Here is a 19,117-nt window from a genome sequence, read left to right on the forward strand (position 1 = left end):
TTGAGCGCTGGGAACGCAGCCGGCTCCGACCGTGTCCCGGACGGCGCCTTCCCGCTGTCCGCGGCGCAGCGTGGGATGTGGTTCGCGCAACAGGCGCTGGGCGACGTTCCGGTCACGATCGCGCAGTACATCGAGGTCGACGGGCATCTGGACCTGGAGATGCTCACGGCGGCGTCGGTCATGGCCGGCAAGGAGTTCGGTTCCGGGTACCTCCGCATCCTCGACGTCGACGGCATGCCGTACCAGATGGTCGACCGCTCGATCGACGACACCATTCGGCTCCAGGACTTCCGCGACGAGGCCGATCCCGCCGCCGCGGCCATGGAGTGGATGCGGCGCGAGTACAGCGCTCCGATCGACCTCCTGAACTCGCGACTGGTCGCGCTGTGGTTGCTCCGCCTGGACGAGCAGCGGTGGTTCTGGTTCTCGCGCATCCACCACGTGGCGCTCGACGGTTACGGCGCGATGGCGATGATCACGCGCATCGCGGAGATCTACACCGCCATGTCCGCGGGTGAGGAGATTCCGCCCGCCAAGGCGCTGGACGTGAAGACGGTCTTCGAGGACGAGGCCAAGTACCGCGACTCGACGCGCTTCGAGAAGGACCGCGAGTACTGGCAGACGCGGACCGCGGACCTGCCCGCGCCCGTCTCGCTCGCGGGCCGGACGGCCCCGGTCGGCAGTCACGCCCGCGTCGCCTCGGCGGCGCTCCCGCCGGCGTTGAGCGACGCCGCGGACGCGGCCGTCGACGCACTGCAGACCGCGCAGGCGCCGCTCGTCGTCGCGGCGTTCGCGGCCTACCTCGCGCGGATGACGGACACCGAGGACGTCGTGCTCAGCCTCCCGGTGTCGGCCCGCACCACCGCGCAGCTGCGCAACTCCGGCGGCATGACGTCGAACATCGTCCCGCTGCGGCTGTCGGTCACCCGCTCGGTGACCGTCGCGGAGCTCGTGCGCGACACCCAGATCGAGCTCACCGGCGCGCTGCGCCGTCAGCGGTACCGGCACGAGGACATGCGCCGCGACATCGGTCGGGGCAACGGTGACCGCGGGCTGTTCGGCCCGTCCGTCAACATCATGCTCTTCCACCCGGTGATCCAGCTCGGCGAGGCCACGGGCCGTCTGCACGTGCTCACCACCGGTCCCGTCGAGGACCTCGCGGTGAACATCTACGCGGGTGTCGCCGGATCGTCGACCAACATCGACTTCGAGGCGAACCCCGACCTGTACTCGGCGGACGATCTCGCCCGCCAGCACGCCCGCTTCTTCCGGTTCTTCGAGGCCTTCGTGGCCTCGGATCCGGATCGGGCGGTCGCCGACCTGCCGCTCGCGGACGACGAGGAACGCCGCCTGACGCTGGGGCGCTTCAACGACACCGCCGACACCGTCGAGCCGGGCACCGTGATCGACCATCTGCGGGCGCGCGTGGCAGAGACCCCCGACGCCGTGGCCCTCGACTTCGAGGGTGCGCAGCTGACCTTCGCCGAGTTCGGCCAGGCCGTGGCTCGGCTCGCTCGCCACCTGATCGATCTCGGGGTCGGTCCCGAGGTGCGGGTGGCCGTCGCGATGCGTCGGTCGCTCGACCTGCTCGTCGCGATCCACGCCGTGCTCGAGGCGGGCGGCGCCTACGTCCCGCTGGACCCGGACCACCCGCCGGCCCGGACCGACTACGTCCTGCGCACGGCCGACCCGCTGTGCGTGCTCACGACCTCCGCCGACGGGTTCACGGTTCCGGACCACGAGGCCCCGGCCGACCGCGTGGACGTCGACGTGCTCGAGGTGGACCGCCTCGACCTGTCCGGCCTCTCGTCGGGCCCGGTCTCCGACGCCGAGCGCCGTGGTGCGATCCATCCGTCCACCACCGCGTACGTCATCTACACCTCGGGGTCGACGGGTCGGCCCAAGGGCGTCGCCGTCGCGCACGAGTCGATCACCAACCAGGTCGAGTGGGTGTTCGACACCTACGGGTCGTCCACCGAGCGTCAGGTGGTGCTGCAGAAGACCCCCGTCACCTTCGACGTGTCGGTGTGGGAGTTGTTCGCGTCCAGCCGCGGCGCGACGCTCGTGATCGCCCGACCGGACGGCCACCGCGATCCCGCGTACCTCGCCGACGTCATCGAACGCACCGGGGTCACCGCCACGTCGTTCGTCCCGTCGATGCTCACTCTGTTCGTCGAGCAGATCGAGCCCGGACGGTGCTCGTCGCTGCGCGCGGTGCTGGTGGCCGGCGAGGCGTTCCCACCGCGGTTGGTGGAGGCCTGGAGCCGATTCGGGTCGGTCGACGCCGTCCACAACCTGTACGGCCCCACCGAGTTCACCGTGCACGCGACGGCGGCATCGATCACGTCGGTGCCCCGCATCTCCGTGCCCATCGGGTCGCCGGTCCGCAACTCGCGGGCCTACGTCCTCGACCACCTGCTGCGCCCGCGGCCGATCGGCGCGGCCGGCGAGCTGTACCTCGCCGGACGTCAGCTCGCGCGCGGTTACGCCGACCGTCCCGATCTGACGGCCGATCGCTTCGTCGCCGACCCGTTCTCGACCACCGGTGAGCGGATGTACCGCACCGGCGACCTGGTGCGTTGGAACCCCGACGGCGAGCTGGATTACCTGGGGCGCACCGACTTCCAGGTCAAGGTGCGTGGTCAGCGCATCGAGCTGGGCGAGATCGAGGCGACGCTGCTGCAGGACGATTCCGTCCGTGAGGCCGTCGTGGTGGTCCACAACGGAGACCTCGGCCAGCGTCTGGTGGCCTACGTCGTGCCCGCCTCCGGACGGGCCGTCGACGTCGCCACCCTGGCCGACGTGGTCGCGGGCATGCTGCCCGCGTACATGGTGCCGGACGCGATCACCGTCATCGACTCGATGCCGCTCAACTCGAGCGGCAAGCTCGACCGGCGGCAGTTGCCGGAGCCGGTCTTCCGGGACACCGGCGCCACCTTCCGCGCTCCCACCACGCCGGTCGAGCAGCAGATCGCGGCCCTCGTCGCCGATGTTCTCGGCGTCGCGCGCGTGGGTGTCGACGACTCGTTCTTCGCCCTCGGCGGCGACAGCATCATGTCGATCCAGTTGGTCGCGCGGGCCAAGGCCGCCGGTCTGCAGATCACGCCGCGCGACGTGTTCGAGGCCAAGACCGTGGCGCGGTTGGCCGAGGTCGTGTCCGACGCGGCCGAGACGCCGGTGCTGGCCGAACTGCCCGGCGGGGGAGTGGGATCGGTCCCGCCCACCCCGATCATCGCGTGGATGGCGGCGGACCCGGCGCTCACCGCGTCGTTCGCGCAGTCGATCGTCGTCGATCTGCCGCCGAACCTCGACCGGACCGGGTCCGACGAGGACCGGGTGGTCGCGACGATCGCCGCGGTCGTGGCGCATCACGACGTGCTGCGTGCTCGGCTCGAGCGCACCGGCGACGGCTGGTCGCTGACGGTGCCGCCCGCGGGTGACGCGGTGCCGGTGCGGTCGATGCTCGAGCATCGCACGCTCGCCCCGCGGATCGGCACCGCCGAGTTCGACGCCGCTCTCGCCGAGATCTCCCGCGACGCGCTGACCCGACTCGACCCCGCGGCGGGTCGTACCGCGGCGTTCGTGTGGCTCGAGGCCGGATCCGAGCAGTCGGAGCGCGACCGACTGCTGATCGTGCTGCACCACCTGGTCGTGGACGGGGTGTCCTGGCGCATCCTGCTGCCCGACCTGGCGACGGCATGGGCTCAGTTGTCGGCGGGCGAACCGGTCGCGTTGCAGCCGAGCGGAACCTCGTTCCGCCGCTGGGCGCACGCGTTGCGCGATCGGGCGACGAGCGAGACCGTGCGCGCGCAGCTGCCGCACTGGCGCACCGCGCTCGGTACCGAGCAGGAGCAGTTCGCCTCGCGCCCACTGGATCCCGCCGTGGACACGGTGGCGACCCTCGACCGGATCGACGTGACGTCGCCGTACCCGGTGACCTTCGCGATGCTCACCACGGTCCCGACGACGTTCCGCGGCGGCGTCAACGACGGCCTGCTGACGGCGCTCGCGCTCGCGGTGGGGCAGTGGGAACGGCGGCGCGGCAACGCGGCTCGATCCTTCGCGGTGAACCTCGAGGGCCACGGCCGCGAGGAGGAACTGGTGCCGGGCGCGGATCTCTCGCGGACCGTCGGCTGGTTCACCTCGATGTACCCGGTGCGCCTGGACGTCACGGACGTCGACCTCGCCGACGCGTTGTCGGGTGGCGGTGCGGCGGGCACGGCGATCAAGGCCGTCAAGGAGCAACTGTCCGACGTGCCCGATCGCGGCGTCGGCTACGGACTGCTGCGCCACGGCCCCGAGCCGGTCATCGACGCCGATGCCCCGGTGCCGTCGATCGGCTTCAACTACCTGGGCCGCGTCGGCACCGCCGACGTGCCCGAGGAGATTCGCGCCGGCGGCTGGTTCCCGGATGCGCGACACGCGGCGCTGAACGGCCTGCGCGGCGACGACGTGCCCGTGCAGGTCGCGATCGACGTCACCGCGATGGTGGTGGACGGCGAGCACGGTCCCACCCTGCGCACCACGTTCGAGTATCCGTCGACGCTGTTCTCGCGCACCGAGATCGACGATCTCGCGCAGATGTGGTCCGAGGCGTTGGGCGCCCTGGCCGCGCACTCGGCCGAGCCGGACGCCGGCGGTCTGACCCCGTCGGACGTCGACCTGGTGCGCGTCGATCAGCCGGTGATCGAGTCGCTCGAGACCACCTATCCGGGGCTCGAGGACATCTGGCCGCTGGCCCCGCTGCAGGCGGGCCTGCTGTTCCACTCGGCGCTGGCGGGCGACCACCTCGACGTCTACTCCACGCAGATCGTGCTGGAGTTGGGCGGGCGTCTGGACGCCGAGCGTCTGCACGAGGCCGCCGACGGTCTGGTCGCGCGGCATCCGAACCTGCGCGCCGGCTTCGTGGTCGACGACGAGGGCACCGCTCTGCAGGTCGTGGTCGAATCGGCGGTGGCGCCGTGGACCCAGCGCGACCTCACCGCCGATCCGGATCTCACGGCCGCGGACGTGGAGGCCGCCGCCCGCGAGGCGGTGCTCGCCGAGCGCACGGCGCGCTTCGACATGACCGCGCCGCCGCTGCTGCGGTTCCTGCTGATCCGCACCGGGCCGGACCGTCACGTCTTCGCGATGACCAACCACCACATCCTGCTCGACGGGTGGTCGTTGCCGATCGTGGTGCAGGACCTGTTGTCGCTGTACGTCTCTCGTGACCCGGCATCGCTGCCGCGGGTGCGTCCCTACCGGGACTACCTGGCGTGGCTGTCGGCGCGGGACGATCGCGCCTCGCTCGCCGCCTGGGCAGGGGCGCTCGAGGGCGTCGAGGAGCCGACGGCACTGGTGCCGGCCGCGGGCCCCGCCGACGAGGCCTCCTCCGACGCGGTTCCGGCCGATCACGTCGTGCCGGTGCCGGCGGAGGTGAGCGAGCGGCTCCACGCCTTCGCCCGCGATCGCGGTGTCACCTTGAACACGGTTCTGCAGGCATCGTGGGGAATCGTGCTGGCGCGCAACACCGGTCGCGACGACGTGGTCTTCGGCACTACGGTCTCCGGCCGCCCCCCGCAGGTGCCGGGCATCGAATCGATGCTGGGCCTGTTCATCAACACCCTGCCCGTGCGGGTTCGCCTGCGGCGCGGCGACGACGTCGGCACGCTGCTCGAGCGGCTGCAGCGCGAGCAGACCGCGTTGCTCGACCATCACTACGTCGGTCTGACGGACATCCAGCAGAGTGTCGGCGTGGGTCCGCTGTTCGACACGCTCATGGTCTACGAGTCCTACCCGCTCGACCGCGAAGCGCTCACGCGTGAAGCGGATTTCGACGGATTGCGAGTTCTCGGAGTCGAGTCGGGCGACGCCACGCACTACCCGTTGACGGTCGTCGCGGTCGCCGACCCGGACCTGCGTCTGATCGCGAAGTACCTGCCCGGGCGCCTCGGCGCCGACGAGGTCCGCGAAGTCATGGACGGCTTCCTGGGCGTCCTCGCCGCGGTCGGCGAGGACACCGCCCGTCGGGTCGACGACATCGAGGCGCTGCCGACGGAACGCCTGGCTGCGGTCAGCGCGGTGCAGGGGGCGCCCTCGCTCGAGCCGCGCCTGCTCGGTGACCTGTTCGCCGACGCGGTGCGTCGCCGTCCGGACGGCGACGCGGTGGTCACCGACGACGACTCCATCACCTACGCCGAGCTCGACCGGCGGTCGTCGGCGCTCGCGCGGGAACTGCTCGCGCGCGGCGCGACCACGGAAACCGTGGTGGCGCTGGCCATTCCGCGGTCCGTGGCGTACTTCGTCGCTCTCTGGGCCGTGGTCAAGAGCGGTGCGGCGTACCTGCCGGTGGATCCTCGCTACCCGGCCGAGCGCGTGCGTCACATGGTCACCGACTCCGCGGCGGTGCTGGGGCTGACCTCGGCGGGGACCGAGGCGGTGCTCGCGGAGCCGTTGCCGGAGGACGTCGACTGGTTCCGCATCGACGACGCAGGTGCCCGGGAGCTGCTCTCGGCGCACCGGGACACCCCGGTCGAGGCCGGCGAGCTCGCCGGGGCCCCGAGCCCGGACTCGATCGCCTACATGATCTACACCTCCGGCACCACGGGGACGCCGAAGGGCGTTGCGGCGATCCACCGGGGACTGGTCAACTTCACCGCCGAGGTGACCGCCACCTTCGAGGCCGGTCCGCAGTCGCGGGTCATGGCGTTCGCCTCGCCGAGCTTCGACGCGTCGGTGCTCGAGCTGCTGCTCGCGACGGGCGCCGCCGCGACGCTGGTGGTCGTCCCCGCCGACGTGTACGGCGGCGATGAGCTCGAGTCGTTCCTGCGTCGTCACGAGGTCACGCACGGCTTCGTCACGCCGGCCGCGCTCGCGACCGTGGACCCCGCTGCCGCACCGCATTTCGATCGGGTCGTCGTGGGCGGCGAGGCCGTGCCGGACGATCTTGTCCGGCGCTGGGCGCCGGGTCGACGCATGTTCAACGGCTACGGGCCCACCGAGACCACGATCCTGTCCAACACCACCGAGCTCACCGCCGACCGCCGCGTCGTGATCGGTCCGCCGATCCGCGGCATGCGGGCGTCCATCCTCGACGCCCGGCTGCGGCCGGTGGGTCCCGGTGTGCCGGGTGAGCTCTACCTGTCGGGCCCGTCGGTCACCCGCGGGTACCACGAGCGTCGGAGCCTCACCGCCGAGCGGTACGTGGCCGACCCGTCGGGCGCCGTCCCCGGCGCCCGGATGTATCGCACCGGCGACGTCGCACGGTGGGTCGAGGACCGCGGCGAGTGGGCCGTGGAGTACCTGGGGCGCAGCGACTTCCAGGTGAAGATTCGCGGTTTCCGCGTGGAGTTGGGGGAGATCGACGCGGCCGTCGGTCGTCACACCGACGTCGAGTTCGCCGTCACCCTCGGCGTGCCGCTTCCGTCCGGGGCCACCACCCTGGTCACCTACGTGCTCCCGCGGGCGGGATCGCCGCTGGCGTCGGACGACGACGCGGCCGAGACGATCCGGACGCACGCGGCCGCGACGTTGCCCTCGCACATGGTGCCGGGCGCCGTCGTCGTGCTCGGATCGGTGCCGTTGACGCCGTCCGGCAAGCTGGACCGCCGCGCCCTGCCTGCTCCGGAGTTCACCTCCACCGGCGAGGACGGACCCGGTACCGACGTCGAACGCGCTCTGGCGGAGGTCTTCTCGGACGTTCTGGGCCTGCCGTCCGTCGGGGTGCACGACTCCTTCTTCGACGTCGGCGGCAACTCGTTGGTCGCGACCAAGCTGGTCGCTCGGGTGAACGCGCTCGGCGCCGGTCGCCGCGTGGGCGTGCGCGACGTGTTCGAGAACCCCACCGTCGCCGGTCTCGCCGCGGTGGTCGCCGCCGCGACGGCCGACGACGCCGCGATCACCGAGCTCCCCGCCCTCACCGCCGGCCCTCGACCGGATCACGTGCCGCTCTCGCCGGCGCAGCAGTCGATGTGGCTGCTCAACCGATTCGACACGTCGTCGCCCGCGTACAACATCGTGCTGCCCGTCCGGCTCACCGGATCTCTGGACACCGATGCGCTTCAGGCCGCCGTCGTGGACGTGGTCGAACGGCACGAGGTGCTGCGCACCCGCTACCCCGAGACCGACGACAGCGGACCCCACCAGGACGTGCGGCCCGCGTCCGAGGTGACGGTCGACCTGACGCCGGTGGCTCTGCTGGGCGGCGACACCGGTGTCGAGGAGCGCCTGCTCGAGGCTGTCGTCGACTTCGTGTCGACCGGGTTCGACGTGGCGGCCGCTCCGCCGGTCCGGGCCCGGCTGTTCCAGGCCGGACCCGCCGACCACGTGCTCGTCGTGGTGGTGCACCACATCGCGGCGGACGGCGCGTCGATGGCGGCGCTCGCGCGGGACGTCATGATCGCCTATGCCGCCCGCGCGGACGGTACGGAGCCCGGGTGGGAGCCGCTGCCGGTGCAGTACGCCGACGTCGCCCTCTGGCAGCGCCGCGTCCTCGGTGAGCCCGACGATCCGACCTCGCCGGCCGGGCGCCAGCTCGAGTTCTGGCGACGCACTCTCGCCGGGGCGCCGGAAGTGCTCGAGCTGCCGACCGACCGGCCGCGTCCGGCTCGACGGACCACGAACGGCGACTTCGTTCCCGTCTCGATCCCGGCCGACGTCGTCGAGGCGCTCGACGCCGTCGCGAAGGACGCGCAGGGGTCGCTCTTCATGGCGGTCCACACCGCCCTCGCCGTGCTGCTCGCCCGCGCGACCGGCAGCGACGACATCACCGTGGGGACGCCCGTCGCGGGCCGTACCGCCGGACCGGCGGAGGACCTCGTCGGCATGTTCGTCAACACGGTCGTGCTGCGCTCGTCCGTCGACCCGTCGGCAACCTTCACCGACCTGCTGCGCCGCACGCGCGACGCCGACCTCGACGCGTTCGCGCACGCGGACATCCCGTTCGAGACGCTGGTCCGGGAGTTGAACGTGCCGCGGTCGACCGCGTTCACGCCGCTGTTCCAGACCATGTTGTCCTTCCAGAACAACGCGCCGGTGCAGTTCGAACTGCCCGACCTCACGGTGTCGGTGCTGACCGAGCTGGCCGACGGCGCCAAGTTCGACCTGCTCGTCGCGCTGGAGCCCACGGCGACCGACGACGGCCGCACCCGACTGGACGGCCGCTTCACCTACGCCACGGACCTGTTCGATCGCGCGACGATCGAGACGTTCGTGTCGTGGTTCCTGCACGTGCTCACCGCGGTCGCCGAGGACCCGACGTCGGTGGCGGGGGACATCGACCTCGACGGCAGCGGCACCGCCGGAACCGACCCTGCTCTCGACCAGCCCGAAAGGCCCTCTGTGCCGTCTGCTCTGCCCCCTCGTCGGATGACGGTGCGCGACCTCCCCGCGCTCCTCGCAGCGGCCGCCGAGGTCGACCCCTCGGGGATCGCGGCGTCGTTCGACGGCATGGACGTGACCTACGCGCAGTTCCACGAGCGGCTGCAACTGCTGTCCGGCCCGATGTCCGCACGCGGCATGGGCCCGGACGCGATCGCGTCCGTGGTCCTCACCGGTCTGCTGCCCACCCTGATGGCGGCGCCGCCCAACGCGGACGGCACCGACGCCTTCGGTCAGGTGCTCGACCAGGTGGTCGCCGATGCCCACGCCCTGGTCGGCGACATCGAGATTCCCGAGCCGGTCGAGAGCGCCCCCGTCGAGACGGCCCCCGAGGCGGCCCCGGTCGAGCAGGCCCCGTCCGCCGACGCCGCCGCCGTCGCCTCGGAGTCGCTGCTCGGGCTCTGGGCCCGGTCGGTCGAGGCCGACGGCGACGCCCCGGCGCTGCGCCACGGCGAGATCACCGTGACGCGTGCCGAGCTCGATCGTCGGGCGACGCGCCTCGCCCGAATCCTGCGCGAGTCCGGTGCCGGGCTCGACACCGTGGTCGCGTTGGTGCTGCCGCGCTCGATCTCGTGGGTGACCGCGATGCTCGCGTGCTGGAAGGCGGGCGCCGCGTACCTGCCCGTCGATCCGACCGCGCCGACCGAGCGCACCGCCTCGGTGCTCGCCGACGTGAACGCCGTTGCCGTCGTCGTGGAGTCGGCCGGGCTCGACCTGCCGCCGGAGCTGCCGGTGATCGACGTGGCCACGGCCGAGGGCGACGGGGACGCGACCCCGCTGCCGGATCCCTGGACGACGCCGGGCTCGGACGCCGCACTGGCCTACGTCATCACGACGTCGGGGTCCACCGGCCGGCCGAAGCCGACGCTGGTGCCGATGGCCGGCGTCGTGAACACCTACGCCTGGTACCGCGAGTTCCTCGGTCTCACCGAGGGATCGACGACGCTGGTGGTGTCCTCGCCGCGCTTCGACCTGACCCAGAAGAACGTGTGGGGACCGTTGACGTCCGGTGGCGTGGTCCACCTGGTGGACGAGGGATTCGATCCTGCCGCGATCCTCGGGGCGATCGACGCGGCACACGCCGCGGGCGAGCGCATCGACGCGATCAACCTGGCGCCCAGCGCGTTCGAGGCCCTAGTCGATTCCGACACCGACGAGACCCTGCTCCGGCTCGGTGCCGTCGTGCTCGGCGGCGAGCCGATCCGCCCGGCCGTGTACCGCACGTTGATGAACAGCGATGTGCGGCTGATCAATTCGTACGGACCGACCGAGGCGTCGGACGTCACGTCCGCTTTCGTCATGTCCACCACGGGCGAGCCCCTCGACGCCTCCCGAGTGCCGATCGGCGCGCCGATCGACGGCGTGGAGTACCGGGTGCTCGACGCGCGCCTGCGCCGTGTTCCCCGTGGTGTCGTCGGCGAGCTCTACGTCGGCGGCATCGCGGTCGGTCGCGGGTACGGCGGACTGCGGGGCCAGACGGCCACGCGCTTCGTCGCCGGAGCGGACGGGACCCGTCTCTACCGCACGGGCGACCTCGTCCGCGTGCAGCCGAACGGGGACGTGCTCTTCGTGGGGCGCTCGGACTTCCAAGTCAAGATCCGCGGTCTGCGCGTCGAACTCGGCGAGATCGAGGCCGCCCTCACCGCGCGCGACGACGTCGCGCAAGCCGTCGTGGTGGTCCAGTCGGAGACGACGCCCGACGGCGGGACGGTGGACCGCCTGGTCGCGCACCTGGTGCTCGCGGCGGGTGCCGAGGTGGACCCGTCCGAGGTGCTCGGGTCCGTGCGGACGGCGTTGCCGGACTACATGGTTCCCGCCGTGGCCGCCGTGCTGGACGCGCTGCCCCTGAACGCCAGCGGCAAGCTCGACCGCAAGGCGCTGCCGACGGTGACGATCGGCGACACCGGCTCGGGCGAGTTCGTCGCGCCGCAGACGCCGGCCGAGGAGATCGTGGCCGGGGTGTTCGCCGAGCTGCTGCATCTGCCGCGCGTGAGCGCGACCGACTCGTTCTTCGAGCTCGGCGGCGACTCGCTGGTGGCCACGCGCGTGGTCGCACGGCTGAATTCCGCTCTGGGCGTGGCCGTCACGATGCCCGACATCTTCGAGTCCCCGACCGTCCGCACCCTCGCGGCCGCGGCGGAGGCGTCGCGCGGTGCGCCGCCGCGCCCGCCGCTCGTGCCCGTCGCGCGCACCACCGCCGACGGCGACCCCGCTCCGCTTCCGCTCTCGCTCGCGCAGCAGCGGATGTGGATCATCAACCGCTTCGATCCGGAGTCGGTGGGCTACAACATCCCGCTCACGCTCGGCCTGTCCGGGGAGCTCGACACCGAGGCCCTCCGCGGGGCTCTGCGCGACGTGGTGACCCGCCAGGAAGCGCTGCGTACGGTCTTCCCGGACACCGGACACGGTCCCGTGCAGCGCATCCTGCCGATGGACGACGTCGTGCTCGACGTGGACGTCGTCGAGGCCGACGGTGGCACGGCAGACGGGGGCAGGGCGCAGGCCGCGGTGACGGCGTTCGCGTCGCAGCCGTTCGACGTCACCACCGAGATCCCGGTCCGAGCCCGCATCGTCCGCACGTCGCCGACCGAGCACCTGCTGGTGTTCGTCGCGCACCACATCGCCTCCGACGGCGCCTCCTTGCTGCCGCTGGTGACCGATCTGGTCGAGTTCTACACCGCGCGCCGCGAGGGACGGGACCACGCTGCGACCCCTCTCGAGATCGCCTACGTCGACTACGCGACGTGGCAGCGCGAGCTGCTCGGGTCTCCGGACGACCCGGAATCGTTGTGGTCGAAGCAGACCGACTACTGGACCACCGCACTCGCGGGCATTCCCGAGGTCGGGGAGTTGCCGCTCGACCGCCCGCGCACCACCACGCGCACCGGAGTCGGTGCGGCGTTGCACTGGGACGTCGACCCGGAGTTGCACGCCGCGCTCGCCCGATTGGCACGCCGCCACGGCGTGTCCCGGTTCATGGTGGTGCACGCCGCCGTCGCCGTGCTGCTCTCCCGCCTCGGCGGGGGCGACGACATCGTCGTCGGTACCCCGGTGGCCGGTCGCGGTGAGCCCGCGCTCGAGTCCATCGTGGGCATGTTCGTCAACACCCTCGCGCTGCGGACACCGATCGGCCAGGACATGTCCGTGGCCGAGGTGTTGGCAGCGGTGCGGGACGCGGACCTCGCGGCCTTCGCGCACAGCGAGATCCCGTTCGAGTCGTTGGTGGAGGCGCTGCAGCCCTCGCGCACCACCGCGCACTCGCCGCTGTTCCAGACCATCGTGTCCTACCACTCGGATGCGCAGCCCACCATCGAGCTGCCGGGCCTGTCGGTGACGCCGGGTGCGGTGGACGTCGAGTTCGCCAAGTTCGACCTCGCCTTCGAGTTCTCCGAGCGCGTGGACGCCGACGGCGCCCCGGCCGGGATCGGCGGGTACCTCGGTTACGCCACGGACATCTTCGATGCCGACACGATCGAGGCGATGCAGCGGCGGCTGACCGCGGTGCTGCGCGGATTCGTCTCCGCCGACGATCGTGACGCCGCCCGTCCGTCCGGGAGCTCCGAGAAGGCCACGGCCGTCGGTGATCTCGCCATTCTCGATCCCGCCGAGGTGGCGGAGCTCTACCCGTTCCGCGCACCGGCGCCCGTGGACCCGACAGTCGCGAGCACGAGCCTCGTCGACCTGATGGACGACGCCGTCCGGCGCAACCCGAACGGTATCGCCGTGGTGACGTCGACCGCCGACGGTGTCGTGCACGAGGTCACCTACGCCGAGCTCGACGCACGCTCCACTCGCCTCGCCCGCGCCCTGATCGCCCGCGGCGTCGGGCCGGAGGTGCGGGTGGCCGTGGCCATCCGACGGTCCTACGAGTCCCTGCTCGCCGAGTGGGCGGTGACTCGGGCCGGCGGTGCGTTCGTGCCGGTCGACCCGAATCACCCCGCGGACCGCATCGAGCACATGCTCACCGACTCCGAGTCCCACCTCGGTCTGACGACCGCCGATCGAGTAGCCGATCTGCCCGCCGTCGACGGCGTCGACTGGATCGTGCTCGGCACGGGACCGTCCGGGGGACAGGAGGATCCGGCCGACGTCGTCTCTGCCTCGACGACCCCGTTGACCGACGCAGAGCGCCGCGGCCCCGTGCGCATGGACGCGGCCGCCTACGTCATCTACACCTCGGGCACCACCGGTCTGCCCAAGGGTGTCGTGGTGACCCACACGGGTCTGGCCAATCTCGCGGTGTTCCAGCGCGAGCGGTACGAGGTCACGTCGTCGTCCCGCGTGCTGCACTTCGCCTCGCCGAGCTTCGACGCCTCGATCCTCGAGCTGCTGCTCATGCTCGGTGCGGGTGCGACGATGGCGATCGCGCCGTCGGACGTCTACGGCGGCGACGAGCTGCGCGAGTTCATCTCTCGTCACCGGGTGACGCACTCGTTCCTCACTCCGACCGTCCTGTCGTCGCTCGACCCGACGGGTCTCGACGACTTCCAGTGGGTGATCGCGGGCGGCGAGGCCGTCTCGCGCGACGTCGTCGCGACCTGGGCTCCCGGCCGTCACCTGTTCGACGGCTACGGCCCCACCGAGACCACCGTCATCTCCAACGTCGCCCCGCTGACCCCGGACCGTCCGGTGGTCATCGGCCGCACCATCGACGGCGTCTCGGCGCTCGTGCTCGACCAGCGGCTGCGGCCCGTTCCCGTGGGGGTCGCGGGTGACCTCTATCTGATCGGCCCCGGCGTCACCCGCGGCTACCACGCCCGCCGCGGACTGACGGCCTCGCGTTTCGTCGCCGACCCGTCGTCGTCGACCGGCACGCGGATGTACCGGACCGGTGACGTCGTGCGGTGGGTCCAGGGACCCGACGGCCTGCAGGCGTCGTACGTCGGCCGCTCGGACACCCAGGTGAAGGTGCGCGGTTTCCGTATCGAACTCGGCGAGATCGACGCCGTCCTCACGGCGCACGACGACGTCGCCTTCGCCGCGACGATCGGCCGCACCGCGCCGTCGGGGGACACCGTCCTCGTCGCCTACGTCACTGCGGCACCCGGCGCGACACCCGATCCGCACGCCCTGGCCGCGCACGCCGCCGCGTTCGTGCCGTCGTACATGGTGCCCTCGTCGATCATGGTGATCGACGAGGTCCCGCTGACGCCCGTGGGCAAGCTCGACACCCGCGCGCTGCCCGAGCCCGAGTACTTCGAGCACGCGACGGACGGGCGCTTGCCCGCCACCGCGATCGAGCACACGGTGGCCGAGGTCTTCGCCGAGATCCTCGGGGTCGACCACGTCGGCGCGGACGACTCGTTCTTCGAGATCGGCGGCAACTCGCTCGGCGCGACGCGGGTGATCGCGCGGCTCAACTCCGCCGTCGGCGCTCGGCTCGGGGTGCGCGAGATCTTCGAGAACCCCACCGTTGCCGGCCTCGCCCGCCGGCTCGGTGACGTCGCCGGCAGCGGCGGTCGCCCGCCGCTGGTGGCCCGTCCGCGCCCGGATCGGGTGCCGCTGTCGCTGGCGCAGCAGCGCATGTGGTTCGTGAACCGACTCGATCCCGAGTCGGCGGTGTACAACATCCCGCTCGGCCTGCGGCTCACCGGCGACCTCGACGTCACGGCGCTGCGTGCGGCGCTGACCGACGTCCTGGCGCGCCACGAGTCGCTGCGGACACGGTTCCCCGATTCGGTCGACGGTCCGTCCCAGGAGGTTCTGGGGGTCGAGGAGACCCTCGCCGCCGTGGATCTCGAGGCCGAGACCGTGGCCGACGAGCAGGACCTGCACGGCCGGATCGTCGCCGCGGCGAGCGCCGGCTTCGACGTGACGGCCGCACCGCCGGTGCGGGTGCATCTGTTCCGGACCGGGGACACGGACGAGCACGTCCTGTTGCTGGTCGTCCATCACATCAGCGCGGACGGGTCGTCGATGGCCCCGCTCGCCGCGGATCTGGTGCGCGCGTACGCCGCTCGGGTCTCGGGCGGCGCGCCGGACTGGTCGCCGCTGCCCGTCCAGTACGCCGATTTCGCGCTGTGGCAGCGTGCGGTGCTCGGAGTCGAGGAGGACCCCGAGTCCCTCGCCGCCGAGCAGGCGCGGTACTGGCGCGAGAACCTCGCGGGACTGCCGGATCTGCTCGAGTTCCCGCTCGACCGTCCGCGTCCGTCCGTGCGGTCCATCGAGGGCGGTGCCGTCGAGACGACGATCCCGGCCGAGATCCAGTCCGCCCTCACGGATCTCGCCCGCGAGACGGACACCACGCTGTTCATGGTGATGCACGCGGCGTTCGCGGTGCTGCTGTCACGACTGTCGGGCACCGACGACGTGGCCGTGGCCACGCCCACCGCCGGTCGCGGCGAGGAAGCACTCGACGGGCTGGTCGGCATGTTCGTCAACACGCTCGCGTTGCGCACGCGGGTGGACGCCGACGCCGAGTTCGAGCAGGTGCTGGCGACGGCCAAGGAGACGGACCTCGGCGCGTTCGGTCACGCCGATCTGCCGTTCGAGCGCGTGGTCGAACTGCTGTCCCCGACGCGCTCGAAGTCCTTCTCGCCGTTGGTTCAGGTGCTGCTCACGTTCCAGAACGTCGAGTACCCCTCGGTGGAGCTGCCCGCGCTCACGGTGCAGGCCGTCGACGGTGGCTTGCGCGACGCGAAATACGACCTGGGCCTGGCGCTGCACGAGGAGTTCGGCGACGACGGTGCCCCCGCCGGCATCACCGCCCACTTCACCTACGCCACCGACATTCTCGACCACGAGTCGATCGAGACGTTCGCCGAGCGGTTCCTCGCGGTCCTGCGTTCGGTGGTCGCCGATCGCCGGGTCGTGGTGGGCGACATCGACATCCTCACCGACGCCGAGCGCGGCACACCGGTGGCCGCGGCGCCGGCGCCGGCTCTCGGGTCCGCCCTGGCGGAGTTGGAGGGACTCTCGCTCGCGGAGCTGCTCGAGCGGGCCGCCCGGGTGAACCCGGACGGCATCGCGATCTCGCACAACGGGTCAGACGTGACCTACGGCGCGCTGCAGCAGAAGTCGTCCGAGCTGGCCGTGACCCTGGCGGCCGTCGGCGTCGGGCCGGAGGCGGCGGTCACCGTGGCCCTGTCGACCCTGCTGCCCGGCATCCTCGACGGCGCCGCCGCCGAGGGGTTCGCGGACCGCTTCTCGACCATGCTGGCCTCGGCCATCGCCGAGTCGTCGGCGGCCGGGTCCGCAGGCGACGCGTCTTCCGCCGGGTCCACTGCCACCCTCGCGTCGATGTTCGTCGACCGGCTCACCGCGTCACCGGACGCGCCGGCGATCACGTTCCAGGGGACGACTCTGTCCTACGCCGAGTTCGGCGCGCGGGTGTTCGCGCTCGCCCGTGAGCTCGTCGACCGCGGCGTCGGACCGGACGTGCATGTGGCGCTGGCTCTTCCGCGCTCGATCGAGCTGCTCGTGGGCATGTACGCGGTGGTCGCCGCGGGCGGTGCTTACGTGCCGCTCGACCTCGAGCACCCGGCCGATCGCATCGCGTACGTCGTGGGCAGTGCCCGCCCCGCGCTGGTGTTGACCACCGCAGACAGCGGATTCACGCTCCCCGACGAGGTCGCGGACGTCCCGCTGCTGGACCTCACCTCGCTGGACGTGTCGGCGCGGAACACCGCCCCGCTCACCGACGCCGATCGTCGCGCTCCGCTGCGACCGGACCACACCGCCTACGTCATCTACACCTCCGGCTCCACCGGTCGCCCCAAGGGCGTCGCGGTCTCGCACCGCTCGATCGTCAACCGCATCGTGTGGATGCAGGACGAGTACCGCCTCACCGAGTCGGACGTCGTGCTGCAGAAGACCCCCGCCACGTTCGACGTGTCGGTGTGGGAGTTCTTCTGGGCCTTGCAGATCGGCGCCCGCCTGGTGGTCGCCGAGCCCGGCGGTCATCGTGATCCGGCGTACCTGACGCAGCTGATCGCGGCCGAGGGTGTGACCACGCTGCACTTCGTGCCGTCCATGCTCTCGGTCTTCGTGGCCGCTGCGGACTCCGAGTCCATCGCCTCGCTCCGACTGGTCTTCGCCAGTGGTGAGGCGCTGCCGCCGGCCACCGCGGCCCGACTGGCCGGGCTCACGGACGCGGGTCTGCACAACCTCTACGGCCCCACCGAGGCCGCTGTCGACGTCACGTACCACCAGTACGTCCCGGCCGACGTGGACAGCGTGCCCATCGGTCGACCCGTCGCGAACACCGATGTGCGCGTGCTGGATCAGCGGCTGCGGCCCGTTCCGCCGAACGTCGCCGGCGAGCTGTACCTGACCGGGGTCCAGCTGGCGCGCTGCTACGTCGGACGCCCCGACCTCACCGCCGACCGCTTCGTCGCCGACCCGCAGGATGCCGGCGCGCGGATGTACCGCACCGGCGACCTCGTGCGCCGTCGGCCGGACGGCGAGCTCGACTACCTCGGGCGCACCGACTTCCAGGTGAAGCTGCGCGGCCTGCGCATCGAGCTGCCCGAGATCGAGACCGCGCTGACGGACCTGAACGGGGTCTCCGAGTCGGTCGCGCTGGTGATCGACGCCGCGGGTGACCAGCACCTGGTCGCGTACGTCGTGCCGGTCGCGGGGGCAGCGCTCGACCCCGCCGAGCTGACGGCTTCACTCGGGGATCGGTTGCCCGAGTACATGGTTCCGGACGTCGTCCTGCTCCTCGACGCCCTGCCGGTGACCGCCAACGGCAAGCTCGATCGCCGGGCGCTGCCGCAGCCGGAGTTCGGGTCCTCCACGGCGGAGTACGTCGAGCCTCGCACGGAGACCGAGCGCGCCGTCGCCGCGGTGTTCGCCGAGGTGACCGGCGCCGAGCGCGTCGGTGCCCTCGACTCGTTCTTCGAGATCGGCGGTACGTCGCTGGGCGCCACGCGCGTCGCGGCCCGCGTGTCGGCCGCGCTGGGCGTCGCCCTGACCGTGCGTGAGGTGTTCGACCACCCGACCGTGGCCGAGGTAGCCGAGTTGACCGGCGGTCGCGACCACACCGGCGCGCGTCCGGTTCTCGAACCGCAGGAGCGTGGCGAGACGATCCCGCTCTCGCTCGCCCAGCAGCGGATGTGGTTCATCAACCGCTTCGATCCCGAGTCGCCCGCCTACAACCTGCCGCTCGCCGTGCGGGTGACGGGTGCGCTCGACGTCGCCGCCATGCGGTCGGCGCTGCGAGACGTCCTCGACCGCCACGAGTCGCTGCGCACCGTCTTCCCGGACGCGGCGGACGGACCGCACCAGGTGATCCGCCCGACCGACGAGGTGGCACCGCACCTCGAGGTGGAGACGCTCGCGGACGAGAGCGCGCTCGTCGCTCGCATGCGGGAGTTGGCGCTCACCGGCTTCGACGTCACCGAGTCGGTTCCGCTGCGGGTCGCCCTCTTCGCCCTGGAGAACTCGGGCAGCGACAACGACGACGACGCGCACGCCGAGCACGTCCTCATGCTGGTCGCGCACCACATCAGCGCGGACGGTGCGTCGATGACGCCGCTGTTCACCGACGTGTTCACCGCCTACCTCGCGCGTGTCGAGGGACAAGCGCCGCAGTGGACTCCGCTGGCGGTGCAGTACGCCGACTTCGCGATCTGGCAGCGCCGGGTACTCGGCGACGAGTCCGATCCGACGTCCGTGGCGGCGCAGCAGATCGAGCACTGGCGGCGGGCTCTCGACGGCCTGCCCGAGGCGATCGATCTGCCGACGGATCGCCCGCGCCCAGCGGTGCAGTCGTTGCGCGGAGCCACGCACGGGTTCACCGTCGACGCGGACACGC

1 protein-coding gene (running past one end of the window) is annotated in these 19,117 nt (G+C 71.9%); it reads left to right on the forward strand.

Annotated elements, in window-relative coordinates:
* Nucleotides 1-19,117 carry the 5' portion of a non-ribosomal peptide synthase/polyketide synthase gene (locus BMZ18_RS10480; RefSeq protein WP_244516485.1) on the forward strand. 15,014 nt of this gene lie beyond the right edge of the window, so only the first 19,117 of its 34,131 coding nucleotides appear in the window; it begins with the start codon at nt 1-3; its stop codon lies off the right edge, out of view.

This window comes from Rhodococcoides kroppenstedtii (assembly GCF_900111805.1).
Taxonomy (GTDB): domain Bacteria; phylum Actinomycetota; class Actinomycetes; order Mycobacteriales; family Mycobacteriaceae; genus Rhodococcoides; species Rhodococcoides kroppenstedtii.